We start from the raw sequence: 24955 nt of genomic DNA on the forward strand, positions 1-24955 counted from the left end.
TGCCGCATGATCGAGGTTCGACAGATCGGTGAGGGGGGGAACCTTTCCGACTTTCTCAACGTGGTGGATTCCATCTACGCGGGCGACCCGCAGTACATCCGCCCGCTGGACATGTTCGTGAAGGACCAGCTCAATACGAAGAAGAACCCGTTCTTCGAGCACGGCGAGGCGGCGTTCTTCACGGCGCACCGCCACGGCGAGTGCGTGGGCCGCATCTCGGCGAGCATCGATCGCGAGCACCTCGATCGCTACAAAGACGACACCGGCTTCTTCGGCTTCCTCGACACCATCGACGATCCCGAGGTGGTGCGCGCCCTGATCAGCAAGGCCGAATCGTGGCTCGCGGCCCGCGGCATCAAGCGCGCACGTGGCCCCTTCTCGCTGAGCATCAACGAGGAGTCGGGCTGTCTCGTCCACGGCTTCGACACGCCGCCCGTGTTCCTGTGCTCGCACCACCGACCGTACCAGGGAGGCCTCATCGAGCAGGCCGGCTACGCGAAGGTGAAGGATATGTACGGGTGGAAGTACATGGTCTCGGAGATGACCCCTCGCGTGAAGCGCGGTCATGACGAGATTCGCTCGCTCCCCGAGGTGACCTCGCGCATGGGATCGCTCAAGGACATCGAGCGCGACGTGGGCATCTTCGTCGACGTGTTCAACGACGCCTGGTCGGACAATTGGGGCTTCGTACCCTTCACGCGCAACGAAGTGCGCAAGATGGCGGCGGACTTCAAATTGATTCTGCAGCCCGAGATCACCCGCATCGTATCCATCGACGGGGAGCCCGCGGCGGTGGCGGTGACGTTGCCGAATTTGAACGAGATGATTCCCGATTTGCGTGGAAGTCTATTCCCGCTCGGATGGGCCAAGCTTCTGTATCGGCTGAAGGTGCAAGGTCCGCGCAGCGCACGGCTCATCATTCTGGGCGTGCGGCGCAAGTACCGGAACGTGCGCAAGTACGCCGGGCTGTCGGCGTTTTTGTACGGCGAGCTGGCGCTCTCCGGAAAGCGCATCGGCATCGAGTGGGGCGAGCTCGGGTGGACCTTGGAGGACAACGGCGCCGTGAACGCCGGGATCAAGGTCATGGGCGGGAAGCATTACAAGACGTACCGGATTTACGAAAAGAGCCTGGGGACATGAAAGTACTGATCACGGGGGCCAGCGGTTTTCTCGGAAGCCACGTTGCCGAACAACTTTCGCTCGCGGGCCATCAAGTGCGCGCGTTGGTGCGAAAGAGCTCCAATCGAAAATTCTTGGAGTCGCTGCCGAACGTGGAGCTGGCCTACGGCGCCGTCGAAGAAGCCGACAAGGTGGAGGCCGCGGTCGAGGGTGTGGACGCCATCGTGCATGCCGCGGGCATCGTCAAGGCGCGCGATCGCGACGAGTTCCAAAGGATCAACCTGGGTGGCACGGTGAATGTGATCAGCGCGGCGAAGAAGCACGCGAAGAACATCCGCCGCCTGGTGTACATCTCGAGCCTCGAGGCGTGCGGCCCGTCGGAGACGGACACGCCGGTGCGGGTGGATCAGGAGAACCCGGTTACCGCGTACGGACGCTCGAAGCTGGCCGCCGAGAAGGCGATCCTGGCCATCAAGGACGAGATCCCCGTGGTGACCTTGCGCCCGACGGGCATCTACGGTCCGCGCGACATCGAGATCTACGAGGTCTTCAAAGCCGTGCAACGCCGCGTGCTTCCCGTCACGGGCGACGGCAGCTCCAAGGTGACGTTCACCTACGCAACCGACTGCGCAAAGGCCGTCATCCGCGCCATTTTGGCGGAGATCCCGAGCGGCCGAACCTACTTCATCACCGACGGCAAGGTCTACGTACAGCGCGAAGCCATGGAAGAAGTGGAACGCGCCATCGGCAAGCGCGCCTTGGTCCGCAAGGGCTTGCCCCTCGGCATCATCAGCGCCGTCGCCTTCGGCGTAGAGACGTACGGCAAGGTCGCGAACAAAGCTGTGATGCTCACCCGCGAAAAGGCAAACATGCTGCGCATGCCCTACTGGGTCTGCACGACCGACGACGCCATCGCCGATTTGGGCTGGAAGCCCGAGGTGGATTGGGTGCAGGGTACCCGGCTCACGGTGAAGTGGTACCGCGAGAACGGGTGGCTCTAATGGTAACGTTGTCGTCGCCGTCAAGGTCAACGACAACGTCAACGGGAACTTGGGCGCACCAAGGCGAGGGTGGTTCCGCTCAGGGCGAGGGTGGCAGCGGCGAACATGACGGACGTGAAGGAGCCCGCACGGTGGAGGAGGGCACCGGCGAGGGCTACGCCGCTGGTCATACCGATGTTGCGCGCCATTGCGGCGGCCGCGGCGGCGGTGCCCTGGCGGTCTTTGGGGGCCGCACCCATGATGGCGGCATTGTTCGGCGCGACGAATGCGCCCGCGCCGAGGCCGATGAGCGCAACCACGGGTGCGACGGCGACGGGTGACGCGTCGGCGGCGACGTAGGAGAGAAGCACGCAACCGGCTGCGATGGCCACCATGCCGAACGCGCAGGGCCAGCGTGTGCCGAAGCGGTCCGAAAGCCATCCCCCGATGGGCGCGACGATGGCCATCATCGCAGGTTGCGGCGTGAGAAGCAGACCCGCGTCACGGGCGGAAATGCCGCGCGCGTGCTGAAGCTGAAAGGGAAGAGAGAACGACAGCATGAACGTCGTCGTGTAGAGCAGCAAGGCGCCGGCGAGGCCTAGCCAAAAAGGCAAAGAAAATGTCCCCTGACCAGCGCCCCGCGTGCGTCGAACCTCACCCTCGACGAGCCACACCGTGGCCAACACCGTGCCGAGCACCGCGACCCCGCACAGCACGAGAAAGATGGAGCGCCAGCCGAGCGAGCCCACGAGAAGGCCGCCCAAGGTCGGCCCGATGACCAGCCCGAGGTACGTGAGCGAAAGCTGCAGGCCGAGCGCCCGCGCCCGGTGCGTGGGCGGAAAGACGCTCAGCACGATGGCCGGGCCCATGGACATCAGCATCGCGGCGCACACGCCCTGAAGGGCCCGCGCCGCAATGAGCGCAGCCAGCGAATGCGTGTGCGCGCAGAGAAGCGACGTCACGCCGAAGCCCGCGAAGCCCGCGACGAACACCTTCTTCGCGCCGAAGGCATCGCCGACCCGCCCGAACACCGGCAAAAGTACGGTGATGACCAGCAGGTACACCGTGAAAATCGGACTGATCTCGCCCGGGCCGAGCCCGAGCTCGCGCGCAATGACCGGCGCCGAAATGTTCACGAGGTTCGTGCTGAGGGCCGCCATGAAGGAGCCCACACCGCACGCGATCACGACGCGAATGCGGCGGGCCCGAAGCCGCGGGTCAGCCACGGAAAAGGTATCGCTTCGGCGCGGCCGTGGTCCGAGCGTCGCGGATCAAATGATGCTGCGGTGAAAGCGAACACACGGGATCCGTCGCCGACGCATCGCCCGTGAGCGCGAAGGCTTGGCAGCGGCATCCGCCGAAGTCCACCTCCTTGCGCTCGCAGCTGCGGCAAGGCTCGGGCATCCACGCATCGCCCCGGTAGGCCCGCAGCGCCTGCGAGTTTTCCCAGATGTCGCCCAGCGCCCGATCGCGCGCACTGTCGAACTCGAGCCCCGTGATCTGCATCGCCGCGTGGCACGGCAGAACGAAACCGCCAGGTGTCATGTGCACGAACCGCCGCGCCCAGCCGTCCATGCAGGCTTTGGGCGTCGTGGAGAAATAGTCGGGCTTCACGAAGAGCACGTCCATCTTTCCGCGAAGTCTCGCTTTCGCCTTGGCCGCCGCCACCGAGGCGCGCTCGAGTTGCTCGCGCGTGGGCAAGAGCGTGTCGCGATTCAGCAGCGCCCACGCATGGTACTGCGTGTTCGCGAGCTCCACGCGGTCGGCGCCCAGCTCCTCGGCCAGCGCGACGATGTCCTCCACCTCGTCGAGGTTCGCCCGGTGCAGCACGACATTGATGGTCAGCGGCAGCTCGAGCTCCTTCACCCAGCGCGCCGCCACGAGCTTGTGCGCATGCCCTTCGTAGCCCGCGATCTCATCGGCCCGCTCGGGCCGCGTGCTCTGCAGGCTAACTTGCACATGATCGATGCCCGCTTCTTTCAGCCCGACCAGGCGCTCGCGCGTGAGCGGCACCGTGCTGGTCACCAGGTTCGAATAAAGTCCAAGCTCGCGTGCTCGGCGCACGATGGGCTCGAGATCCTTGCGCGCGAGCGGCTCGCCGCCGGTGAAATGCACCTGCACGACCCCGAGCTCCTCCGCCTCCGTGAGAACGCGCAGCCATTGCTCGGTGGTCATCTCGTCGCGGTGATCGCGCAGTGCCGTCGGATTGGAGCAATAGGGGCACTTGAGCGCGCACCGGTACGTCAGTTCGGCGATGAGCGTGTACGGCCGCGGCGCACTCACGGCTGCTCCGGCAGGTCCAGAAGCCCGCGACCGGCGAGATCTTCCAAGAACTCCACGACGTCATGCTCGATGCGCTCCGCCGACGCACCTTCGCTCATGGCGGCGAGCTGCCGCGCGATTTCGGCCACCGTTCGCGTACCGTCGCAACGCTCGGCGATGGCCGCTGCGGATGCGCTCAATAGAAGGCCGCGTTCCGGATAGAGCAACATGTGCTGCCCCTGGTGCCGATCGAAACGGAGCCGCGCCTTCTTCGCCAGCTTGGGAACGGATGCCGCGGAGATCATGCCGGAAATTCCTTGCTCACCGCATCGAGCAGCGCCCACAAGATGTGGCACTTCGTGATGAGCGCCTCGATGCAGCGCTCTTGCTGCTCACGGCCGGTCGCATGGGCGAGCACGTAGTCGATCGCCTGCCGCGAATCGTCCCGTGCGCGGGTCACCCGCCCACGGAAGTACGCCAACGTGGCGCCATCCACCCAGGGATAGTGCGTCTCCCACGCGGCAATCCGGCGCGTCATGATGTCCGGCGAGAAAAACTCGGTGAGCGAGGACGCCACCGCCTCGACCAGCGGACGCTCGCGCACGAGCTGCACGTACGCATCGCACGCGAAGCGCACACCCGGCAGCACGCGCGAAAGGCTCTTCACCTCCTCGACGTCGAGTCCCACACCCGCCGCGAGCCGCTGCCACTGCGCCAGGCCACCCTCACCCTCGGACTTTCCATCGTGATCGACGATGCGTTGCATCCACGAACGGCGAAATGCCGGATCGTCCGATTTGGACAAGATAATGGCATCTTTGATGGGAATTCGCGTCTGATAGTAATACCGATTCAGCACCCAAGCTTGAATCTGCGTGCGCGAAAGCTCCCCGGCGTGCATGCGCACGTGAAACGGATGATGGTCGTGGTAGCGCTTTTCGCCTTCTTCCCGCAGCCTTGCCACGAAGTCGTCTTTGGAGAGTGCGCTCATAACGTGATGTCCATTCCGTCGAAGGCGATTTCGAATCCTGCCGACTCCACGGTGCGCCGCTCTTCCGACGAGTTGGACAGAATTGGATTCGTATTGTTGATGTGCGTATAAATCTTCCGGCCGGCCAGCGAAGATAGCCGCGCGAGGCTGCCTCGGCCATCGTCCACTTGGATTGGAAGGTGCGCCATGTCCTTCGCCACTGCATGCGACAGGCCCAATCGAACGAGTTCGTCCTCGCGGTAGAAGGTTCCGTCGAACAAGAGGGCCGAGTGCCCTTCGAGCTCACTCAAAGTCTCGAGGTGTGCGCAGGCCGTAAGGTAGACGGCGCTTCGCCGCGGCGCGCTACCGTCATGGAGCACGAGCCCGACATTGTCCTCCGGGCTCGGCGTGCCGTGGCCCATGAGATGGACCGGCAGCTTTCCCGGTGCGGCGAATGCACGAAGGTGAACGCCCGTGCTTTCTCCCGCGGCATCGCGAATTTCGGTGTCGCGCCCGATCTCGAGCCGGCGCCAGACCACGTGGCCCTCGAAGCGTTGCAAGGTCCGCAGGAAGGCATTGCTCTCGAGCCCGCGCCACACCGTCTCGGTCGCATAGAGCGCGAGTGGGTACGATTCCCGCAATGAAAAGAGTCCGAGAACATGATCCATGTCCCCATTGGTGAGCACGATGGCTCGAATCGGAGAATGACGCGGTGCCCGCGGCCAGAGTGCGCGGGTGCGTTTGATCTGCTCGAGGATGTCGGGCGATGCATTAAGGACGACATACGATTCCCCATCGCAGGTCGCCGCGACGGAGTCTTGTGTGCGTCCTTGAAAGTCAGCGTGGTTCCCCCGAACAGCAACACATTGGGGACAACCACAATTCCACTGCGGAAAGCCGCCGCCGGCGGCCGAACCAAGTACCGTGAGCCGCATCATTCCAACGGGATACTATCCGTAGTAGTCTTTGTTAAGAATGTTTACTAAGTGAATCGCTCGCGCTTGCGATATGTTCTCGGCGAGCTAACCAAGTCCACGAAGAAGAAAGGGAGCGAGAGACCATGACGACTTCGACATCCGTGACGTGGGAAAAGCCGACGGCCATCGAGATCAAGATGGACGCTGAAATCTCGTCGTACCAAGAGGAAGATCCGTGGCGCGAGGGCCCGCCCGTGTGCGAGCCCCAAGCGGAGAGCTGAGAAGCTAGCTCGCAAAGAGCTCCGTGAGCCAGGCACCCAACGCGTTCACACGCGCGTTGGTGCGAAGGTCGCGGTGGAAGACCATCCAAGCGTCGCGTGTTGGAAGGGGGGTGCGCGGCAGGATCCGAACCAGGCGAGGGTCGGCGGCCTCGAACGCGGTCGGCAAGATCGCGAGCCCGTGCCCCGAGGCGCAGGCCGCCACCAGCGTTACCGTTCGATTCGTCCGCAGGGCGAAGCGCGGTCGCGGCGCATGTTCGCGAAGCCAGCGCGCCTCCGGAATGTGGTCCAGTGACGTGTCGTACGTGAGCCACTCGTGCGCCGCGAGATCGCGCAGGCTGCGCGGGGGCGGGCGGCGGTCCACATAGGATTGACCCGCGTAAATGCCGTACTCGTAGCGCCCGACCCGGCGCGCGATGAGCGAGGACTCGCGCGGACGGGAGAGGCGAAGGGCCACGTCGGCCTCGCGGCGCAAGACGTCGAGCTCGCGCGTCTCGCCCACCAGCTCCAGGTCGATGCCCGGATGCCGCTCGCGGAAGGCCGCAAGGCGCGGCACCACGAGAAACGTCAGCAGGCCGTCGCCCGCGGTGAGCCGCACGGTGCCTTCGAGCCGCGCATCGGCCCCGCCGAGTTCGCGCTCGGCGTGCACGACCTCGGCCTCGATGCGCTCGGCGCGCGGAACGAGGGTGCGCCCCGCCTCGGTGAGCACGAGCCCCGCCGGCGTTCGCTCGAAGAGCCGCACGCGCAACGTCGTCTCCAGCGCGGCGAGCCGCCGTCCCACCGTGGTGGCATCCACGCCGAGCAACCGCGACGCGGCGGCATGCGTACCGTGCCGGCCCAGCGCCAAGAAGATTCGCAGATCGTCCCAGACCATGCCCTGCATTCTTGCACGATGAACATGCAACCATGGGTACTTCTGCAGGGCGGGCGAAAGCCTCACCTTGGTGGGCATGAAAGCCTTCGAACTCACGCAATACGGCTACGATGGTCTGCGCCTCGCCGAGCGCCCGCAACCTTCACCCGGCCCGGGGCAGCTCGTTCTTCGCATGCGCGCCGCGGCGCTCAATTACCGCGACCTCAGTGTCCTGCGCGGGGAGTACGCGAGCATGCCGCTGCCCGTGATCATGGGCTCCGACGGCGTGGGCGAGGTCGTGGCCACGGGCGCGGGAGTGACCAAGTTCGCCATCGGCGATCGCGTCTTGCTCCTGTACATCACGAATTGGATCGACGGCGCGCCGCCCGAAGAGAACATGCGCCGCCTGGGCGGGCCGCTCGATGGCACCTTCGCCGAGTACGTCACCATCCAAGAAGATGGCGCGGTGCACGCGCCGGCGCATCTTTCCGACGTCGAGGCGGCAACCTTGCCCGTCGCCGGCCTCACCGCATGGCACATGCTCTTTGCACAAGGTGACCTGCGCCTCGGGCAGTCGGTGGTCGTGCAGGGCACGGGCGGCGTGTCGCTGTTCGCGTTGATGCTCGCGCGGGCGGCCGGGGCCGAGGTCATCGTCACCTCGGGCAGCGACGAGAAGCTCGCACGTGCGAAAGCGTTGGGCGCGCACCACGTCATCAACTACCGCACGACGCCGGACTGGGACGTGCGCGTTCGCGAACTCACCCGGGGCCGCGGTGCCGATCACGTGATCGACGTGGCCGGCGGCGAAGAACTCACGCGATCCATCAAGGCCGCGCGCATCGCAGGAACCGTGTACGTCACAGGCTACGTCGCGAGCATGAACGCGAACCTCGCGCTGCTCCCGGCCATCACGAAACGCGTGCGCCTCCAAGCGGTCTCGGGCGGGCATCGTGCGAGCCTCGAGGCACTCGCACGCACCACGGAGTTGCATCGCGAAATCCGACCGGTGATCGATCGCACCTTCCACTTCACGGAGCTAAAGGAGGCGCTTCGCCACTTGGACAGAGGTGGCCACTTTGGAAAGGTTGCGCTTTCATTCGAGGGCACAGCCTCGTAGCCAGCATGCGATAAGGGGAGGATGCGCCTCCATCAATTCCACCCGTCGGGAAACTGTTACAAGGTCCGGTTGCTCCTGCATCACCTGGACCTGCCCGTCGAGCTCGTCGATGTCGATTACCTGGGTGGGGAGACGCGCACGCCGGCCTATCGCAAGATCAATCCAATCGGCCGCGTTCCGACCCTCGAGCTCGACGACGGTACGTTCCTTCCCGAGTCGCCCGCCATCCTCTGGTACTTCGCGGAGGGCACGCCGTACCTTCCTGCGGATCGACTGCAACGCGCGCGTGTGCTGCAGTGGATGAGTTTCGAGCAGTACGATCACGAGCCCTACATCGCGGTGGCGCGCAACTGGGTCAGTTACGCGGGGATACCGCGCGGTAAGGAGGGCGAGCTGCGCGAGCGTCAGGAGAAGGGGCGCAAGACGCTCGCCGTCATGGATGAGCATTTGCGGACGAGCGACTTCTTTGCGGCTACGTATTCCATCGCAGACATCGCGCTGTACGCTTACACACACGTGGCGCGGGAAGGCGAATTCGACCTCTCGCTCTACCCTCACGTGCTCGCATGGCTCGAACGGGTGCGGTCACAACCGCGTCACATCGGCATCACCGAGCGGCCATAACCGCGAAATGCACCCCAGCAGCATTGACGATGGCTCGAGCAGCGTGACAATGCCTTTGTGAACGCGTCGCGCAACATCCCGGTCATGCTCCGTCCGAGGGACGACGGTACGTACGAGGCCGAATGCTTGATGTTGCCTGGCTGCACGTGCGTCGCGCGTTCGCGGCAGCAGGCACTCGAGAAGATGCAGAACCTCGTCAGCGAGGCGTTGCGCGAGGAGAAGGTCGGCGCCACGCGCTACGAGATCGTCTACCTCGCGGTGGGTCGGTCGTCGTAACGCCGACCCGCGTGAAATAGGTCGGCGTGCGCTCGCGCGCGCTTCATCGATGTCTGTGACGTTTTGCCCCAGGCTTGGGCGACACGATGCGGATTTGCGTGATGCGGTGGCGCTTGCGCAGCATGTTTTTACGAGCCCGCTTTTTGCTTAGCCCTCCGAGGAATCGATGAGGGACGAAGCATGATGGTCCGCGAGGCGCCAAAGGGCTCCGTGTTGATCGTGGACGGTGACAAAGAAACACGCGCGAACCTTCGGCGCGCCTTGCCACCTGGAATGTTCCGCGTTGTCGAAGCGGCGGACGCATGGGAGGCGCTCGCCAAAATGGATTCGGCGGACACCATGTTCGATCTGCTGGTGCTCGACGTGTCGCAGGCGCGGCCGTCGACCCTGGAGATGACCCGACGTCTGCGGCGCGCCGAATCGACGGCGCACATTCCGATTTTCGCCTTCGCGTGGCGCCCGCTGACCGAGACCGAGGTGCAGAGGGCCGTCGAGCACGGCGTGACGGACTTCGTGTCGATGCCTTCGTCGCCCACGGCCCTGGCTGCGAAGCTTCGGGCGGCGGGCGAGCAGGTGAAGCTCGTTCGTAAGCTGCAGAAGGAGCTCGAGTTCGCGCAGAAGAACGCGACCGTGGACGAGCTCACCGGGCTGGGGAACCGTCGAGGTTTCGAGGCGCGCATCCTCGAAGAGAGCGCCTACGCCAAGCGGCACAAGGAGCCATTCGCGGTGCTCCTGCTCGATCTGGATCGGTTCAAGACGATCAACGACCGATTCGGCCATGAGGAGGGGGATCGCTTGCTCGCGCACTTCGCGGGCGCGCTGAAGACGATTTCGCGCGGCGAGGACGTGGCCTTCCGCTACGGCGGCGACGAGTTCGTGCTGCTTCTGCGCGCGTGCGACGCGAACCGCGCGCGCGATGTGGCGACGCGCATGCGGCTGCATCTGCAGCAGCACCCCTTTCGTTTTTCCGATGGGACGACGGATCCCGTGCCGTTCAGCGGCGGGGTGGCCGCGGTGCTCCCGAACGAGACATTCCTCGGGCAGGATCTATTTGCACGCGCCGACGTGGCGCTCTACCGCGCGAAGAACGCGGGGCGCGATCGCGTGTACGTGTGGGGCGTCGACGAGACGCGCGAGGGCAGTCCGGTGTCGGCGCGGCGTCCGAGCACCCTGCGCACGTTGGTGACGACGCCGTTCACCCCGACGACGTTGGTGCGCACGCTTCGGCAGGCGCGCGCGCTCATCTCGAGCGAAGACCGATGGATCTCGCGTGGCTTCGCGCAAGACCGCGAGGGGCGTTGGTGTCCGGTGGGAAGCGAGAGCGCGGCGCGCTTCAGTGTGCTCGGTGCGATCGTGCGCGTGGGTGGCGGCTCGCGCGATGTGCTTGCGCTGGCGCGCCGTGCTTTTCACTATATTGCGCCCGAGCTTTACGAGAAGCTGACGAACGAGGAACTGACGTTCAGTCATGCCGAGGCCATGGATCTGCTGGATCGCACCGTTGCGCGTCTCGATGCGACGGTATTGACGGTGAGGCCCCACACCGCGGACCCCGGCCGCACGGCTCCGTAGTACGCTCGACAACCCGTTTCGAAATGCTTTTGCGGGGAGGCGAGAAGAGCGATGCCCGAGTTCGACCAGCACCAGCCCACCACTTTTTGTCATAGCCAACTTGCAACGCGCGACGTGCAACGCGCGAAGGTCTTCTACAACGAGCTCTTTGGCTGGACGTTCGACGACGTGCGGCTGCCGAGCGGCGGCGTGTACACGCGCTGTAGTGTGCGCGGCCGCGACGTGGCCGCGTTTCGCCAAGCGGGTCGCGATGCAGGGTGGACGCTCTGCATTTCGGTCCACAACGTCGACACCGCCGTGCAACGCGCGACGCGCTTGGGTGGCCGCGTGCGTTCGGCCCCGAACGACGTGCTGCATTTGGGTCGCATGGCCACCATCGAGGATCGCGACGGCGCGACGTTCGGCGTGTGGCAATCGCAGGCGCGTGCGGTCACGCCGCTGGTGGGCGAGGTGTCCGCGGCCTGTTGGCACGAGCTCTCGGCGGACGATCCGGCGGACGCGCAGCAGTTCTACACGGAGTTGTTCGGCTGGCGCGCGCGCACGTCGCACGAGCTCGGGCGCGAGTACACGGAGTTTCGCTTGGGTACGCAGGCGGTGGGCGGCTTGGTGAAGACGCCCGCACCGCGCACGCCTCCATCGTGGATCGCGTACTTTTCCGTGCGCGATTGCGACTGGGCCGCCCGCATCGCCACCGCAATGGGCGGCGAGACAGTGGTCGCCCCGCGAGATCTTCCTACGGTGGGCCGCTTCGCCGTGATCCGCGATACGGAAGGATCGCTGTTCGGCATTTTGGGTTCGCGCCCTTCGTGACCGCGCGCCTCGGTGGTGAGTTCCGCGTGGCCTTGCTGCGCGGAATCAACCTGGGGAGCTCGAACCGGCTGCCCATGCCGGCGTTGGTGGCGATGTTCGAGGCCGCGGGCTGCGTGGACGTGCGGCACTATATCCAAAGCGGCAACATCGTCTTTCGCGCGAACGAGAAGCTCGGCGCCCGTCTCGGCTCGCTCATCGCGAAGCGCATCGCCGCCGATTATGGGTATGACGTTCCCGTGATCTTGCGCTCGGCGGCGGAGCTGCGCGAGGTGCTTCGGGTGAATCCATTTTTGGATCGGGGCACCGAGGGGAAAACCTTGCACGTCGCCTTTTTGGCAGCGGAGCCCGATCCGGCGCGGGTGAGCGCTTTGGATGCGAAGCGCTCACCGCCCGATTCCTTCGCGGTGGTGGGCCGCGAGATTTACCTTTACTGCCCGAATGGCGTTGGGCAGACGAAGCTGACCAACGCCTACTTCGACGCGAAACTCGGGACCACGAGCACCATGCGCAACTGGAACACGGTGCAGAAGCTGGTGGCGATGATGGAGTAAGGCATCGATTGCGCGAGTGCTATTTCGCGGTCGCCGGGGATGCCTTCATGCATCATAAAGTATGCATTACGCCGAATAATGCACAACATATGAAGCATTAGACAGCCCCGGCTCCGCTCGGAAGCGCGGGCTTGCGCTCTTACATGGCGAGGGCGTCGACGAGGGCGGGGATGTCTTTTTCGGCGACGGCGCAGAGGCCGACGCGGAGGGCGCCGCGGATGGGGACGACGTAGACGCCGCGCTCGCGCATGCGGGCGGCTTTTCCGGCGGCGTCGTCGGTGAAGACCGAGACGAAGAAGCCGCCGTCGTAGCGGGGGTAGCGGAGGTTTTTCGCGTGGGCAAGCTCGTTGAAGACGTTCACACGGTGGGCGAGCAGTTTGCGCGTGACCTCGCGTTCGGCGTCGGCGGCCGCTTTCAGGGCAGGGTCGGTGAGCAGCTGCGTGATGGCGCGCAGACCGCCCGCGTTGCAGTTGGACCACGTGCCGCGCGACGAGTAGGAAAGGGCATTTTCGGTCGCGGCGCGCTCTTTCTCCTCGGGGATGCATGCCACGAGCGCGCCGACGCGAAGTCCGTAGTGCGTGAAGGTCTTCGAGGCGCTCCACGCGAAGAGCAGACCGGCCTTGCCGAGGAGCGGCACCAGCTCGGGCAGATGATCCCACGGCGGACCCGCGCTGTAGGCGGCGTACGCCACATCGACGAGCAACGTGAGCGGGGCACGCTCGGCATGCGGCACGAGTCTCGCGACGAGGGCTTTCCACTCGTCGCGGTGCATCGAGTAGCCGGTGGGGTTGTGACAGGGGTCGTTGATGAAGAGCAGAACGCGCCCCTGATCCTGGATTTGCGTGGCAACGGCCTGGTCGAGGGCGTCGAGGTCGAGCTTGCCGTCACTCGAGAACATGGAGAAGGTGGCGACCTTTCGCTCGGCCTCGTCCGCCAGGGTCAAATAAGGTGCCCAGAAGTAGCTCGTGGTGAGCAGGGCCTGTCCGGCCTCGAGGAAATTGACGATGGCATGGCGCAGGGCCCCCGAGCCTCCGGGGGTCGCGACGGCGATGCTGGTGGCGCGAAGGCGCGGCTCGCCGCCGAGCAAATCGTTCTGCACAGCCTCGAGAAACGCCGGATGGCCCGCGATGGGGGCGTAGGCCGCCCAGTCGTCCGTCTTCGTCTCATGCACCACGCGCGCCGCCGTGGGCAACACGGCAAGGCCGCCCGCATCGTCGAGCAAGACGCCAATGGTGGCGTTGATGATGCTGTCCCCCTTCGCCTTGCGTGCGGTCGCCTCACGATGCAGCGAAAAAATGGGGTCATCCGATGGGCGGGTGCGGTGCGAAGGGATCAGGTGGATCACGGCGTCTCCGAGGCGCAGGGGTTGGTGGGGGAGGTGGACCCGAACGGGCCCCGCAAGTTTGTATGCCAGATTGTCACCGGCGCGTAGGGTGAAGCCCCGAACAGGTGCCAGCTTGGCCGACTTTGGTCCGCCCCCCACGCATCGATGCGGGAAAATCCACATGGCATGTACTATGCTCGCACCCGCGGGCGGCCACCTGCCGCAAGGTAACCATCGAATGCGCACGTTCTTCTCCTTACTTCTTCGCACCCTCGTCGCCGTGTGCATCGGGGCTCTGACTTGGAGCTTCACGGCGGACGCCTACGCGCAGTCCCTCACGTTCACGGCCATCAATGTTACGCGTGTGAAGCCGGATGGCAGCAACGCCCCAAGTCATCCGAGCGGCGTCCCGAACAACACGCTCACCCGCGACGACTGCATCCAGGACGTCAGTCTACGCCTCTCCCTGACGGTCGCTGGAACCCCGGACTCGAGCCACAACCTAGAGGCCTGGGGTGGAGGCGGGACTTGCGACCAGGTCTCTGCTAGGACCCCCAACACGGCGACGTGCGGCCGCGTCCGCGATCTTATCGGTGGGGCCTCCGTACGGGTCGGGACCCTGACAGTGGACATTCGGGTCCAGGACATCGCCGACCAGCAATCCGCGGCCTCGAAGAATGCTGGCCCATATAAGAGGGGCACCGCGGCAGCGTGTGATGCCCAAACGACCAGCGGTCCGCAAAGCACCAACGTTTATCTCTTGTGGCTCACCAGCCCCAGTGCGGAACAGCAAGGTTTGTTTACGCAGCCGGTTACGATCGATATGCGCGGCCCACCCGGTCCCACCGGCATTACCGCGGGTGAGGGCGATCGCGTCGTCAAGTTGAACTGGACTGCCACCCAAAATGCAGGCACCGAGGGGGTTCAAGGCTACAAGGTGTATTGTGCGCCCGTCGCGGACATCGATGCGGCTCCAGCGCCCGTCGTTGACGCCGGTGATGCCGGGCCTCCTGCATGTGAGGACGGCGGCTTTACGGATGGCGGCTTCGACGATGCTGGCAATCCGATACCGGGCCAGCCGATTGACGGCGGATGTGCGCCGCCGGTTTCGGACGGTGGCGGTGGCAGCAATTGCCCCAAGCCACCACTCAACGAATGCGCCACCGCGGGTGGAGCAATCTCCAACGGAACGACCGTCAAAGGGCTCACGAACGGCACGTACTATTCGTTTGCGGTAGCCGCGTACAACAAGTCGCAGAACGTTGGAGCTGTCTCGGACCCTGTCTGCGCGACGCCAGGTCCCGTAGCGGACTTCTTTTATCAGTACCGCCGAGACGGGGGCGAGGCGGGCGGTTGCGCTCTCGAAGGAGCTCCGGTGGCAAACGGAGTCACTATCGCCGGAGCCTCGGTTATCGGAATTGCGCTCTTGCGGCGACGTCGGAAAGGAAAGCGTTCATGAGACTCGCACCCGGGTGCGCTCTCGTTGCATTGACGGTAGTCGGGCTGCTTTCTGCCAAGCCGGCCTATGCCTCCGACGATGACCTGGTCTTGCGGCCGCGTCATGTGTATCGCGAATCGCCGCAGCACTTTGCGCTCGAATTCCGCTTCGCTCCGTACAAGCCGCAGATTGACGACGAACCGAGCCTCAATGGCAAAACGCCGTGGAAGGACACGTTTCGCGACAACCCCCGCCTGCTGTTCGCCGTGGAATTCGACTGGCAAGCATTGCGCATCCCGTATCTCGGCACCATTGGTCCCGGTGTGTCGATTGGCTATACGCGGATGAACGCCGTGGCGAACAAGATCGACCCGGTTACCAAAGAGCCATCGAACGTCTCGTCGGGCACCGACACCTCGCTCGAGCTCTTTCCGATGTACGCCGTCGCTGTTCTGCGTGCGGATGTACTCATGCGCGAAGTTGGTATTCCGTTCGTGCCTTACGGCAAAGCGGGTATCGGTTATATCCCCTGGCGCTCGTTCACCGAGGGCGGGACCTCTTATCAGGAGACGCCGGACGGCACCGTTTACGCTAAAGGTCAAACCTGGGGGCTCCACCTCGCCGCCGGTGTTGCCTTTCAAATGGACGTCATCGATCGCTACACGGCGAAGAATCTCGATAACACCATGGGGATCAACCACACGTATCTCTATGCCGAGTGGATGTTCGCGAACTACCGCGGCGTTGGCCAATCCAACGTGCTCTGGGTAGGGACCAGCACCTGGGTGGCGGGCCTGGCGTTCGAGTTTTGAGTACGCCCGTACAGGGCGATGATTCCGCGCTTTTCGAAGCGACACGAAGAATAGTGCGAAGCTCCTTCCGTGCACGTGTGCGAAGTGCACGGAAGAGAGCGCGCTGGGGAGCTATTGCTGGAAGAACTGGTGCGCGACATCCCATCTGTCGGGCATGCCACCAGCACCGATCAAATCGATTCTTCCTGGTCCCCACGAAACTGACCTTGGCACGTCCACGCGGACATACGGCGCGGAAGTAATAGGCTCCCAGCCTGACCATACGCCATTCTGGTAATATTTATGATAATTCCTAGTGTCCGTGCCCTGCATGAACACGTCCAGGCGTCCAGGGCCCCAGGATGAGATTCCCCCGATTTGTCGAACGGGGCCGCCCAAAGATTGCCACGCCGTCCACCGACCTGCCGAATATGACTTGAAAAGAACGGTGTTGTTTGCCCCTCGTCCGATTAGTTCGATTCGCCCTGGCTCGCTAGAAACGGCCTGTAACTCCTCCACCCAGGTACTCGGCTCGCCAACGATGTCGACCGTACCCCAGCTCGACCAATTGGCGGGATTACTTCCACCGCTGCCGGACTTGTGCCGTGCTTTGCCAAATCGGTCAGTTGCGAATACGTGAAAAGTAGGAGCTGACTTCCAGGCGGTGATGGTCGCGCCGTGAATACTGAGGTCGCGGTCCCCGAATTCCACCCAGTTGGACCAGCTGCCGTTATCGTACCAACCGTAAACGATCGACGTGGTTTGATCGGCTCGCGCAAAAGTGGTTCCCACAACATCGATTCGGCCGGACCGCGTTGACACACCGGAGAAGGAATGGGATTGAGGCGCCGTTGGCACGACTTGCCAGCCCGACCACAGGCCATTTGAAAGAGTATTGATCATCAAGCCATTGGGCGCTTGAGGGATCATCGCCAATGCGTGAAGCCGGCCAGGGTTTTCTGCCACCACCCCGACGGGTTCGGAATTATATCCTTGCGGGGTGCCAATCGGTTCCCAGTTCGACCAACCTGCCAACGCGGACTGGGCCGAATCCTCTTCCGCTGGCGAAGATGCAACCGCGTCTCTTGGTTCGAGCGTGATGGTGATTACGAATGCTCCCAGGGTGAGTCCGCCTAGTACTCTGCTCGCAGAGCGAAATGTCATTTTAGCCTCGTTGTTGGATAATGTCGCCGCTTCTTGAAAATAGCGTTATCAGGCAGCGACGTTGAATGGAGGCTTCCTAGAGTGATTTGCGAGTTATGAGAATAGCGATCTGGGTGTGTCGCTACCGAAGGAGTAAATCATGCCGAAAAGCGCGCGGGTCGACGAGCGTTCTGGAAGACACAACCGGAATTTTCGCGACGTCGCGACGGTTCTTTTGCCTTGTTCGAGCAAACGATGAGGGTGCCGGTTGTTCGTTAGGATCGATTGTTATGGCAATATGATGTGAGGCGAATCGACAATTGCTCGACGAGGTTCTGCGAACCAGCGAGGCGCCGTCGCGTGATCCTGAAGCTGGTGCACGTCACCTGAGAGCGTCTCTCATCGAAGGGTGATACACTTCACCCCATGGACCCTCGAAAGCCGATCACGCCCCTCGAAGCTCCGGGTGTTCGGAGCGAGTCCGTCCATGTGCCGCGCATCGACGAGCGGCTCGCGCCGCCTGAGACGCGGCTCGAGTATTTGCACGGGATCGAGCTCTTTGCGGCTCCGGTGGACCCACCGCATGCCACGCGGCACGCCGATGTAACGGCCGTATTGCGAACGGCGGTGGCCGACGGGTACATCGCGGCAGTCGATCTTCTGACGCGGACCGAGGACGCGAGTGACTTTGCGCCCCATGCGAGCATTTACCCGGCGGATCTCGATGGAGAAGGGCATCGGCGGCTCGAAGAGCTCGCCTTCGAAATCGCCAGTGAGCAATCGCTGAGTGTTCCTACGAACAAAGCGCGGGAGTTGATTCGGCGAGGTGTCCGCCGCGTCTTTTGCGTGCTCGTCAAGCAATCGCGCGTTCTCGAGTGGTCGCGCGAGGCCGATTCGTGGCAGACGCTCCTCTTGGATAGCGTCATCGAGGACCGTTGCTTCGTGGTGCCAATCAAGGTGCGCGCACTGCTCGAGGCGGCGGCTGCCGATGACGCCGTGGGGAGCGCGCTGCTCGAGAAGAAGAACCCGGTGGTCGTCTCGGCGCTGACGAACAGCAAGACGGAAGGCGTGTTAGAAGCCAAAGCATCGGCGCTCGTCACCGTCCTAGGGGCGCGGGGAATCGCCCTTGATGATGCGGCACGCGCCCGGATTGGGGCCGAACGCAATCTCGAGGTGCTCGATCGCTGGATCGTGCGTGCCGCGACGGCGACGTCGCTCGACGAGGTACTCGGCTAGCCCGCTCAGGCGGCAGCGAGGCGTTTGGCCAACTCGCCGCTGCGGTCCAGTTGGTGAAGCTCGTCGGAGCCACCGATGGGCGAGCCTTGGATGAAGATTTGGGGCACTGTGCGTTGGCCCGTGGTTTTGACCAGCCAGGCTCGCTTTTCGTCGTCGTTCGAAACGTCGATTTCTTCGAAGGCGATGCCCCGTTTGGTCAGCAGCTGCTTGGCGCGGGTGCAGTAGGGGCAGTAGTTCGTCGTGTAGACTTGGACGGAGGCGGTCGTGGTCATCGTACTGCCCGGAAAGTAGGGTCAGGGGCCGACCGGCGCAAGCGAAGAGCCTCGGGGGATGTTACCTTGGCCAGCCGATGGCAGCCGAGCAAACCATTCACCTCGAGCGCTACGCGGCGGACGCCAAGGCGCTCGTTGCAGGGGCCCAGTCGCTCGCGGACGAGCGCAAACACGCTCAAGTCGAGCCGATTCACCTTCTCGCCCGCGCGATCGACCGCGACCGTGGCGTCGCCGAGGTCTTCCGCAAAGCCGGGGCGGACCCGGCCGATGTGGCCGTCGAAGCGGAGTCGGCCCTTTCCCGTATCGGAAAGACCACCAGCGGCCTTGCGTACCTGTCCAACGCGATGCTCGAGTTGCTGCGCCGCGCGGAAAAAGAAGCCACGGGCAACACCGTCCAGGTCGAACACCTTCTGAACGCGCTCTCGCAGGAAATCCGTGGCGCGGCGGCCGTGGTTCTTCAGGCCTTTGCCCTTGGGCCCGGCTCCTTCCGCCCCCACATGGCGGCCCTTCGCAGTGTCCCGCGCGATCCGCCGGGTGCGGCGACCTCCTCCTCCGGCACGGGCGGCGACAACGGCGGTCGGTTCACGCAGGACCTGGTCGAGCGCGCCCGCCAAGGCGGTTTCGACCCCGTCATCGGACGCGATGCCGAAGTTCGCCGGCTCCTGCAGATCCTCGAGCGGCGGCACAAGAACCACCCCCTGTTGGTCGGCGATCCCGGCGTCGGAAAGACCGCCATCGTCGGCGCCCTCTGCATGCGCATCGCCGCCAAAGAGGTGCCGCAGAACCTGGCGCAGCTCTCGATTCTCGAATTGGAAACGGGTGCGCTCGTAGCCGGTGCACGCCTGCGCGGCGAAATCGAGGAGCGCCTGAAACAAGTCATCGGCGCCATGAAGGGCACGGCTGGCAGCGAGCGTGTGCTCTACATCAGCGGCATCGACTCGCTCCTCGGCCAAGGCGCAGCCGGCAGCGGTGTGGGCGATCTGCTCAAGCCCATGCTCGCCCGCGGCGAGGTGCGCCTGCTCGCGTCCACCACGCCGGACGGCCTGCGCAAAATGCAGGAACGCGATCCGGGGCTGCTCCGGCGCTTCCGCATCCTCACCATCGATGCCCCGCCGCCCGAGCAGGCCATCGAGATGCTGCGCGGCCTCGCGACCAAGTTCGAGGCACACCACAAGGTGCAAATCGGCGATCCTGCCGTCGTGGGTGCGGTGCACCTGGCCAAGCGCTACCTGCAAGATCGCGCGCTTCCCGATACGGCCATCGACCTTCTCGACGAGGCTGCGGCGCGCAAGCGGGTCGAGCTCGATGGCGTCCCGGCCGAGATCGACAACGCCATCCGCCGCCTCGCGTCCGTCAAAGCGCAGCATCAGTCGCTGCTCGACGACGACGACGCGATGAGCATCAAGACCCGCGAACGCCTCGAAAAAGAGATGGCCGCGCTCGAGCCTCAGGTCATCGAGCTTCGCGCCCGCCTCGATTCGCGCCGTGGGGCCCTCGCCGCCGTCAACGCACTGCGCGCGGAGCGTGAGCGGCTCGAGCAGCAATTGAACGAGGCGCGCGGTCGCCAGGATTTCGCGCGGCTCGGTGAGCTGGAACACGTCTCCATTCCCGACGTGAAGCGCCGCCTCGAGGCCGCGGAGACCGCGATGAAGCGCGACGACGGCGGCCGCACCTCGAACGTGGTGACGGAAGAAGACGTCGCCGTCGTGCTGGGCGATTGGACGGGCATCCCCGTCGCGAAGATGCTCGAGGCCGAGAGCGACAAGCTCCTCAAAATGGAAGAGCGCCTCGGTCAGCGCGTCGTCGGGCAAAACGAGGCGGTGCGGGCGGTCTCGCGCGCGGTGCGACGCGGACGTGTGGGACTGCGCGATCCGGGCAAGCCCATCGGGTCCTTCCTCTACCTCGGCCCGAGCGGCGTCGGGAAAACGGAGCTCGCGAAGGCGCTGGCCGAGTTCCTCTTCGACGACGAACAATCGATGACCCGCCTCGACATGAGCGAGTTCATGGAGAAGCACATGGCCCAGCGCCTCGTGGGCGCACCGCCGGGCTACGTCGACAGCGAACAGGGCGGCTTCCTGACCGAGGCCGTGCGCCGCCGCCCTTACAGCGTGCTGCTCTTCGACGAGGTCGAAAAGGCGCACGCCGACGTGTTCAACCTGCTGCTGCAGGTGCTGGACGATGGGCGGCTCACCGATGGGCGCGGCCGCACGGCGGATTTCTCGAACACCGTCGTCATCATGACGAGCAACATCGGCTCGAAGCGCATCCTGGAAACGGCGCCGAGCCTGTTCGAGACCGAGGAAGGCCGTGATGCCCTGCGCGACGTGCTCCGCGAGGAGCTGCGCAATTTCCTTCGGCCCGAGTTCTTGAACCGCATCGACGACATCGTCGTCTTCCGCCCGCTCAGCAAAACCGATTTGCGCGGCATCGTCGATATCCAACTACGACGATTGGAAAAGCTCATGGCCGATCGGGAGATCAAACTCGATTTGACCGAGGCCGCGAAAATGAACCTGGTGGAGCAGGGCTACGAACCGGCCTTCGGCGCCCGCCCGCTGCGCAGGGCCATTCTCAAGCGCCTGCAAGACCCCTTGGCCGAGCAAATTCTGGCCGGCGGGTACGCTTCCGGCAGCATCGTGAAAGTGGATGTGAAGGGGGACGAGTTCGTCTTCGAAAAGGGTTGAACGGTCCAGGTTGAGATGTCCCTATGAGTCTTGAACTTTTCGGTGCAGTCGAACCGCGGCAGCGGGACAATCCCGGCGGGGCCGGCAACATCCCCTATTCTGCAAATGAGGATCGCCATGAGGTCTGGCGACCCCCGCATCGGACAGCGGGCAAGGGCGCCGGCCTCGCCGGGATTGTCTCGCTGCCGCGGCTCGGCTTTCACGAGGGTTTCGATTTGAAATGCAACTCCAGGCTGTAAGGTCAAGGATGTCTCGCAGTGTACACATGGTTGGCGTATCCGGTACGGGCATGGGGGCGCTTGCGATCCTCCTTCGGGAAATCGGGTACGACGTTCAAGGGTCGGATGCGAGCTTCGATCCGCCCATTGGGCCGGCCCTCGAGGCGGCGGGCGTGAGATGCCTGCGCGGTTTTTCGGCGGAGCACATCACGCGGGATCTCGATTTCATCGTCGTGGGAAACGCCATCCGGCGCGATAACCCGGAGGCCCTCGCGACTGCGGAAAGCGGCGTGCGTGCGCTCTCCATGTCGGGCGCGCTGCGCGAGTTTTTCCTCACCGGCCGCCGCCCGCTCGTCGTGGCGGGCACCCACGGCAAGACGACGACCAGCGCCATGTGCGCGTGGCTTCTGCGCAATGCGGAGCTCGAGCCGGGGTACTTCATCGGCGGCCTGCCGAAGAACCTGCCCTCGGGCGCCGCGGTCGGCTCGTTGCGCCGCAAAATCGTGGGCAGCACCGCACCGCCCACACCGTTCGTCGTCGAAGGCGACGAGTACGACGCGGTGTATTGGCACAAGCAGCCCAAGTTTTTCGACTACGTCGGCGTCGGGGATGACGATGTCGTCATCGTGACCGGCGTCGAGCACGATCACGTGGACATCTACCCCGACGAGAAGACCTACGTCGCGCAGTTCGAGGAGCTCGCCCGCAAGGTGCCCGCCTCGGGGCTCATCGTGTGCGACGCCAGCCAGCGCGTGGCCGCGCGCGCCATCGCGGAAAATGCAAAGGCACGGGTCGCGTTCTACGCGCTCGAGGGCGACGACACGGGGGACATCACGCCCACGTGGCTCGGGGCCTACGCGCCCATCGACCTGGGGGGCATGCAGCCGTTCGACCTCTTCGTCGGCGGCATGGCCTGCGGCCGCTTCACCATGCACACCCCGGGCGCTCATAACGTGCGCAACGCCGTGGCGGCGCTTTGTGCGTGCGCAGACGGATTCGGTGTGCCCGTGTTGCGCGCGCGCACGGCGCTGGCGAGCTTCGAGGGCGTGCGCCGCCGGCAAGACTTGCTCGGCACACCGGGCGGCATCCGCGTGTACGACGACTTCGCGCACCACCCGACGGCGGTCCACGAGACGCTGGCCGCGCTTCGTGCAAAGCATCGCGATGGCCGCCTCTGGGCCGTCTTCGAACCGCGCAGTGCCACGGCCTGCCGCGCACTCCATCAAAAGGCGTACGCCTCGGCTTTCGGCGCCGCCGATCGCGTCCTCTTCGCGCCGCTCGGCCGCTCCAACGTCCCCGAGGGCGAGCGGCTCGACCTCGAGCTCCTCGCGCAGGAAATCGGCGAGCGAGCCCGGGCGATGCCCAGCATCGATTCCATCCTCGAGCTCCTCGGTACCGAGGCGCGCCCGGGTGACACCATCGTCTTGTTATCCAACGGCGCTTTCGGGGGGCTTCACAGACGTCTGCTCGGAAGGTTTGGTCCATGACACGGTCGTTCGATGTTCACGCGGAAAATGATCAACGCGCTCTCCTTGCCATCGCGCTCGATGTAGCTCGCGAGGCCGCCGAGCTCGTGCTCTCGGGCTGGCGAAAGAAGTTCACCGTCGATCTCAAGGGCCCCGTCGACCTGGTGACGGACTTCGATCGCGCGAGCGAAGCGCTCGTGCGCGATCGGCTCCATGCGCGCACGCCCTTCACGGTGGTCGGCGAAGAGGCGGGCGGCGACGCAAACCGGCTTTCCGACGAGGTGCGCTGGTACGTCGATCCCATCGACGGCACCACCAACTTCGTGCACGGCCATCCCTTCTTTTGCGTCTCCATTGGCTTGCTCGCCCACGGCCAGCCCCTCCTCGGGGCCATCGTCGCGCCCGCCCTGCGCTACGAGTTCACCGGCATCGCCGGCAAATTCGCCACCCGCAATGGCGAGCCTTGCCACGTGAGCGCGGCGACCGAGTTCAGCGAGGCGTTGCTCGCCACGGGATTCCCGTACGATCGGCGCGTCAGCGAGGACAACAACTTCGACGCGTTCGTGGCCATCAAGAAAAAGTGCCAAGCCGTGCGGCGTTGTGGCTCGGCGGCATTGGATCTCTGCTTCGTGGCCGAAGGCACCTACGACGGCTACTGGGAAAAGAAACTCAACGCGTGGGACATCACCGGCGGGTCGGCCATCGTCCTGGGGGCGGGCGGCCGTCTTTCGACCTACGGCGGAGAGCCGTTCAACGCCATGCGTGGCGATTTGGTGGCCACCAACGGCAAAATCCATGATGCCTTGCTGCGCGAGCTTGCCGAGGTTCAATCCAAGCGTACGACTAAGTAACGGCAAGCCATGTTCGTCCCCTTCCTCTTCGAGCTACGCGCGCGCAAAGTCAAAATAGGCGCCCAGGAGGCCATGTCCCTGGCGCGCGCCCTCGCCATGGGGCTGCACGATAGCTCGCTCGATGGCTTCTACCACGTCGCCCGCGCGGTCTGCGTCCACCGCGAGGGCGACTTGGACGCATTCGATCAAGCCTTTCTCTCGCATTTTCGAGGCATCGAAACGGCGAGCGTGAAGCTGCTCGACGAGCTCGAAGAATGGTTGAAGGACGCGCGCGCCCGCCGCGAGTTGTCCGAGGAGGAGCTCGCGCTTCTGAAGTCGCTCGACATGGAGGAGCTGCGAAAGCTCTTCGAAGAGCGCCTGCGCCAGCAGAAAGAGCGACACGACGGCGGCAACCGCTGGATCGGTACCGGTGGGACGAGTCCGTTCGGTGCGCAGGGCTCGCACCCCACGGGGTTGCGTGTGGGGCCCATGGGCGGAGGGCGCAGTGCCCTGGGCATCGCCGATGCGCGGCGCTACAAGCCGTATCGTTCCGACTTGGTGCTCGACATCCGCCAGATCGAGGTGGCATTGCGCAAGCTGCGCGCGTTCGCGCGGGAAGGGGATGCGCTGGAGCTCGATCTGGACGAGACCATCGCCGAAACGGCGAAGAACGCGGGCGAGCTGGAGCTGGTGCTCCGCCCGCCGAAGCGCTCCAACGTGCGCGTGCTCCTCTTGATGGACGTGGGCGGTTCGATGGATCCGCACGCCCACACGGTGTCGCTGCTGTTTTCAGCGGCCAAGCGGGCATCGAACATCCGCGAGCTGAAGACGTATTATTTCCACAATTGCATTTATGGCAATTTGTATTCGACGGAGCGATTCGTGGATCCGATTCGCGTGCGCGACGTGCTCGATCAGTGCCACGCGGACTACAAGCTGGTCATCGTGGGCGACGCGGCGATGCACCCGGGCGAGCTGCTGGGCGGCGGCGATTGGTCGTATTACGCGAGCAACCCGAGCGAGAAATCGATGCCGGGTATCCGGTGGATGCAGCTCATTGCGGACCACTTTCGCAAGAGCGCATGGCTCAATCCGGATCCGCCGCAATATTGGAAGGGCGGCACGGCGGAGGCGCTTTCCCAGGTCTTCCCCATGTACCAGATGACACTAGACGGCCTCGGCGAGGCCATCGCGCACTTGTCGCGTGGCGGCGTGCGAAAGCGCTGA

At 64.6% G+C, this 24955-nt stretch carries 24 protein-coding genes; 16 read left to right on the forward strand and 8 right to left on the reverse strand.

The genetic code is table 11. The features are described 5' to 3' along the window. The first annotated feature begins 6 nt into the window (after nucleotides 1-6). Together LZC95_52635 and LZC95_52640 are read left to right on the forward strand one after the other, a co-directional pair. Nucleotides 7-1140 carry a hypothetical protein gene (locus tag LZC95_52635; protein WXA95058.1) on the forward strand — a complete coding sequence of 378 codons (1134 nt, stop codon included), beginning with the start codon at nucleotides 7-9 and terminating at the stop codon, nucleotides 1138-1140. Next, a complete protein-coding gene (locus LZC95_52640; GenBank protein WXA95059.1) occupies nucleotides 1137-2120 on the forward strand; it encodes an NAD(P)-dependent oxidoreductase in 984 nt (327 codons plus the stop codon). The genes LZC95_52635 and LZC95_52640 overlap by 4 nt, the downstream gene beginning before the upstream one ends. Nucleotides 2121-2158: 38 nt before the next feature. Here LZC95_52640 and LZC95_52645 read toward each other — a convergent pair whose 3' ends face one another. The 5 genes from LZC95_52645 to pqqB are packed head-to-tail and all read right to left on the reverse strand — an operon-like array spanning nucleotide 2159 to nucleotide 6269. Beyond that, complete coding sequence (locus LZC95_52645; protein WXA95060.1) at nucleotides 2159-3325, reverse strand: MFS transporter; 1167 nt, start codon at nucleotides 3323-3325, stop codon at nucleotides 2159-2161. After that, nucleotides 3318-4382, reverse strand: a complete 1065-nt coding sequence (gene pqqE, locus LZC95_52650; GenBank protein ID WXA95061.1) for a pyrroloquinoline quinone biosynthesis protein PqqE — start codon at nucleotides 4380-4382, stop codon at nucleotides 3318-3320. The genes LZC95_52645 and pqqE overlap by 8 nt, the downstream gene beginning before the upstream one ends. Beyond that, the gene (gene pqqD, locus LZC95_52655) at nucleotides 4379-4666 is read right to left on the reverse strand and encodes a pyrroloquinoline quinone biosynthesis peptide chaperone PqqD (protein WXA95062.1); all 288 of its coding nucleotides are present in this window, start codon (nucleotides 4664-4666) and stop codon (nucleotides 4379-4381) included. The genes pqqE and pqqD overlap by 4 nt, the downstream gene beginning before the upstream one ends. Beyond that, complete coding sequence (gene pqqC / locus LZC95_52660; protein ID WXA95063.1) at nucleotides 4663-5352, reverse strand: pyrroloquinoline-quinone synthase PqqC; 690 nt, start codon at nucleotides 5350-5352, stop codon at nucleotides 4663-4665. The genes pqqD and pqqC overlap by 4 nt, the downstream gene beginning before the upstream one ends. Continuing rightward, nucleotides 5349-6269: a pyrroloquinoline quinone biosynthesis protein PqqB gene (gene pqqB / locus LZC95_52665; GenBank protein WXA95064.1), complete on the reverse strand. Its 921-nt coding sequence runs from the start codon at nucleotides 6267-6269 to the stop codon at nucleotides 5349-5351. Before pqqB ends, pqqC begins: the two co-directional genes overlap by 4 nt. A gap of 122 nt (nucleotides 6270-6391) precedes the next feature. Between pqqB and LZC95_52670 the strand changes: the two genes are divergently transcribed. Further along, complete coding sequence (locus LZC95_52670; protein ID WXA95065.1) at nucleotides 6392-6529, forward strand: hypothetical protein; 138 nt, start codon at nucleotides 6392-6394, stop codon at nucleotides 6527-6529. A 4-nt stretch (nucleotides 6530-6533) separates the two neighbouring features. Here the strand turns inward: LZC95_52670 and LZC95_52675 are convergent, their stop codons facing one another. After that, the gene (locus LZC95_52675; protein ID WXA95066.1) at nucleotides 6534-7496 is read right to left on the reverse strand and encodes a LysR family transcriptional regulator; all 963 of its coding nucleotides are present in this window, start codon (nucleotides 7494-7496) and stop codon (nucleotides 6534-6536) included. Between LZC95_52675 and LZC95_52680 the strand changes: the two genes are divergently transcribed. The 6 genes from LZC95_52680 to LZC95_52705 all read left to right on the forward strand — a co-directional run bounded on the left by LZC95_52680 (nucleotide 7477) and on the right by LZC95_52705 (nucleotide 12326). Then, nucleotides 7477-8496, forward strand: coding sequence for an NAD(P)-dependent alcohol dehydrogenase (locus tag LZC95_52680; GenBank protein WXA95067.1), 1020 nt, complete (start codon nucleotides 7477-7479; stop codon nucleotides 8494-8496). The two genes, LZC95_52675 and LZC95_52680, sit on opposite strands and share 20 nt — an antisense overlap. A gap of 21 nt (nucleotides 8497-8517) precedes the next feature. Then, complete coding sequence (locus LZC95_52685; GenBank protein ID WXA95068.1) at nucleotides 8518-9120, forward strand: glutathione S-transferase family protein; 603 nt, start codon at nucleotides 8518-8520, stop codon at nucleotides 9118-9120. Between the two features lie 84 nt (nucleotides 9121-9204). Continuing rightward, entirely contained in the window at nucleotides 9205-9396 is a 192-nt protein-coding gene (locus tag LZC95_52690) for a hypothetical protein (protein WXA95069.1), read from the forward strand. 180 nt (nucleotides 9397-9576) lie between these two features. Further along, a complete protein-coding gene (locus tag LZC95_52695) occupies nucleotides 9577-10965 on the forward strand; it encodes a diguanylate cyclase (GenBank protein WXA95070.1) in 1389 nt (462 codons plus the stop codon). Nucleotides 10966-11016: 51 nt separating this feature from the next. Further along, nucleotides 11017-11775, forward strand: coding sequence for a VOC family protein (locus LZC95_52700; protein ID WXA95071.1), 759 nt, complete (start codon nucleotides 11017-11019; stop codon nucleotides 11773-11775). Next, the gene (locus LZC95_52705) at nucleotides 11772-12326 is read left to right on the forward strand and encodes a DUF1697 domain-containing protein (protein WXA95072.1); all 555 of its coding nucleotides are present in this window, start codon (nucleotides 11772-11774) and stop codon (nucleotides 12324-12326) included. Before LZC95_52700 ends, LZC95_52705 begins: the two co-directional genes overlap by 4 nt. Before the next feature lie 139 nt (nucleotides 12327-12465). Here LZC95_52705 and LZC95_52710 read toward each other — a convergent pair whose 3' ends face one another. Next, nucleotides 12466-13671: an aminotransferase class I/II-fold pyridoxal phosphate-dependent enzyme gene (locus tag LZC95_52710; protein ID WXA95073.1), complete on the reverse strand. Its 1206-nt coding sequence runs from the start codon at nucleotides 13669-13671 to the stop codon at nucleotides 12466-12468. A gap of 217 nt (nucleotides 13672-13888) precedes the next feature. On the opposite strand from LZC95_52710, the gene LZC95_52715 reads away from it, so the two are divergent. The 3 genes from LZC95_52715 (at nucleotide 13889) to LZC95_52725 (ending at nucleotide 18258) form a co-directional block, all read left to right on the forward strand. After that, nucleotides 13889-15109, forward strand: a complete 1221-nt coding sequence (locus tag LZC95_52715) for a hypothetical protein (protein WXA95074.1) — start codon at nucleotides 13889-13891, stop codon at nucleotides 15107-15109. Between the two features lie 29 nt (nucleotides 15110-15138). After that, nucleotides 15139-15900: an MXAN_2562 family outer membrane beta-barrel protein gene (locus LZC95_52720; protein WXA95075.1), complete on the forward strand. Its 762-nt coding sequence runs from the start codon at nucleotides 15139-15141 to the stop codon at nucleotides 15898-15900. Between the two features lie 1548 nt (nucleotides 15901-17448). Beyond that, nucleotides 17449-18258, forward strand: a complete 810-nt coding sequence (locus tag LZC95_52725; protein ID WXA95076.1) for a Uma2 family endonuclease — start codon at nucleotides 17449-17451, stop codon at nucleotides 18256-18258. A gap of 5 nt (nucleotides 18259-18263) precedes the next feature. Here LZC95_52725 and grxC read toward each other — a convergent pair whose 3' ends face one another. Beyond that, nucleotides 18264-18530 carry a glutaredoxin 3 gene (grxC, locus tag LZC95_52730; GenBank protein WXA95077.1) on the reverse strand — a complete coding sequence of 89 codons (267 nt, stop codon included), beginning with the start codon at nucleotides 18528-18530 and terminating at the stop codon, nucleotides 18264-18266. Nucleotides 18531-18607: 77 nt separating this feature from the next. Between grxC and LZC95_52735 the strand changes: the two genes are divergently transcribed. The 4 genes from LZC95_52735 (at nucleotide 18608) to LZC95_52750 (ending at nucleotide 24955) form a co-directional block, all read left to right on the forward strand. Continuing rightward, nucleotides 18608-21214, forward strand: coding sequence for an AAA family ATPase (locus tag LZC95_52735; GenBank protein ID WXA95078.1), 2607 nt, complete (start codon nucleotides 18608-18610; stop codon nucleotides 21212-21214). 289 nt (nucleotides 21215-21503) lie between these two features. Beyond that, a complete protein-coding gene (locus LZC95_52740; GenBank protein ID WXA95079.1) occupies nucleotides 21504-22919 on the forward strand; it encodes a Mur ligase domain-containing protein in 1416 nt (471 codons plus the stop codon). Beyond that, nucleotides 22916-23749: an inositol monophosphatase gene (locus tag LZC95_52745; protein WXA95080.1), complete on the forward strand. Its 834-nt coding sequence runs from the start codon at nucleotides 22916-22918 to the stop codon at nucleotides 23747-23749. Before LZC95_52740 ends, LZC95_52745 begins: the two co-directional genes overlap by 4 nt. A 9-nt stretch (nucleotides 23750-23758) precedes the next feature. Then, on the forward strand, nucleotides 23759-24955 hold the full coding sequence (locus tag LZC95_52750; protein WXA95081.1) for a VWA domain-containing protein: 1197 nt from the start codon (nucleotides 23759-23761) through the stop codon (nucleotides 24953-24955).

The organism is Sorangiineae bacterium MSr12523, from assembly GCA_037157775.1.
GTDB classification, from domain to species: Bacteria; Myxococcota_A; Polyangia; order Polyangiales; family Polyangiaceae; genus Pendulispora; species Pendulispora brunnea.

Excerpts from the sequence above, each read along its gene's own strand:
- LZC95_52745 (WXA95080.1), top strand. The coding sequence starts at position 22,916 with ATGACACGGTCGTTCGATGTTCACGCGGAAAATGATCAACGCGCTCTC.
- LZC95_52695 (WXA95070.1), top strand. The coding sequence starts at position 9,577 with ATGATGGTCCGCGAGGCGCCAAAGGGCTCCGTGTTGATCGTGGACGGT.
- LZC95_52750 (WXA95081.1), top strand. The coding sequence starts at position 23,759 with ATGTTCGTCCCCTTCCTCTTCGAGCTACGCGCGCGCAAAGTCAAAATA.
- LZC95_52735 (WXA95078.1), top strand. The coding sequence starts at position 18,608 with ATGGCAGCCGAGCAAACCATTCACCTCGAGCGCTACGCGGCGGACGCC.
- LZC95_52690 (WXA95069.1), top strand. The coding sequence starts at position 9,205 with ATGCTCCGTCCGAGGGACGACGGTACGTACGAGGCCGAATGCTTGATG.
- pqqC (WXA95063.1), bottom strand. The coding sequence starts at position 5,352 with ATGAGCGCACTCTCCAAAGACGACTTCGTGGCAAGGCTGCGGGAAGAA.
- grxC (WXA95077.1), bottom strand. The coding sequence starts at position 18,530 with ATGACCACGACCGCCTCCGTCCAAGTCTACACGACGAACTACTGCCCC.
- pqqB (WXA95064.1), bottom strand. The coding sequence starts at position 6,269 with ATGATGCGGCTCACGGTACTTGGTTCGGCCGCCGGCGGCGGCTTTCCG.
- LZC95_52700 (WXA95071.1), top strand. The coding sequence starts at position 11,017 with ATGCCCGAGTTCGACCAGCACCAGCCCACCACTTTTTGTCATAGCCAA.
- pqqD (WXA95062.1), bottom strand. The coding sequence starts at position 4,666 with ATGATCTCCGCGGCATCCGTTCCCAAGCTGGCGAAGAAGGCGCGGCTC.
- LZC95_52685 (WXA95068.1), top strand. The coding sequence starts at position 8,518 with ATGCGCCTCCATCAATTCCACCCGTCGGGAAACTGTTACAAGGTCCGG.
- LZC95_52725 (WXA95076.1), top strand. The coding sequence starts at position 17,449 with ATGGACCCTCGAAAGCCGATCACGCCCCTCGAAGCTCCGGGTGTTCGG.
- LZC95_52680 (WXA95067.1), top strand. The coding sequence starts at position 7,477 with ATGAAAGCCTTCGAACTCACGCAATACGGCTACGATGGTCTGCGCCTC.
- LZC95_52640 (WXA95059.1), top strand. The coding sequence starts at position 1,137 with ATGAAAGTACTGATCACGGGGGCCAGCGGTTTTCTCGGAAGCCACGTT.
- LZC95_52715 (WXA95074.1), top strand. The coding sequence starts at position 13,889 with ATGCGCACGTTCTTCTCCTTACTTCTTCGCACCCTCGTCGCCGTGTGC.
- LZC95_52635 (WXA95058.1), top strand. The coding sequence starts at position 7 with ATGATCGAGGTTCGACAGATCGGTGAGGGGGGGAACCTTTCCGACTTT.
- LZC95_52670 (WXA95065.1), top strand. The coding sequence starts at position 6,392 with ATGACGACTTCGACATCCGTGACGTGGGAAAAGCCGACGGCCATCGAG.
- LZC95_52740 (WXA95079.1), top strand. The coding sequence starts at position 21,504 with ATGGGGGCGCTTGCGATCCTCCTTCGGGAAATCGGGTACGACGTTCAA.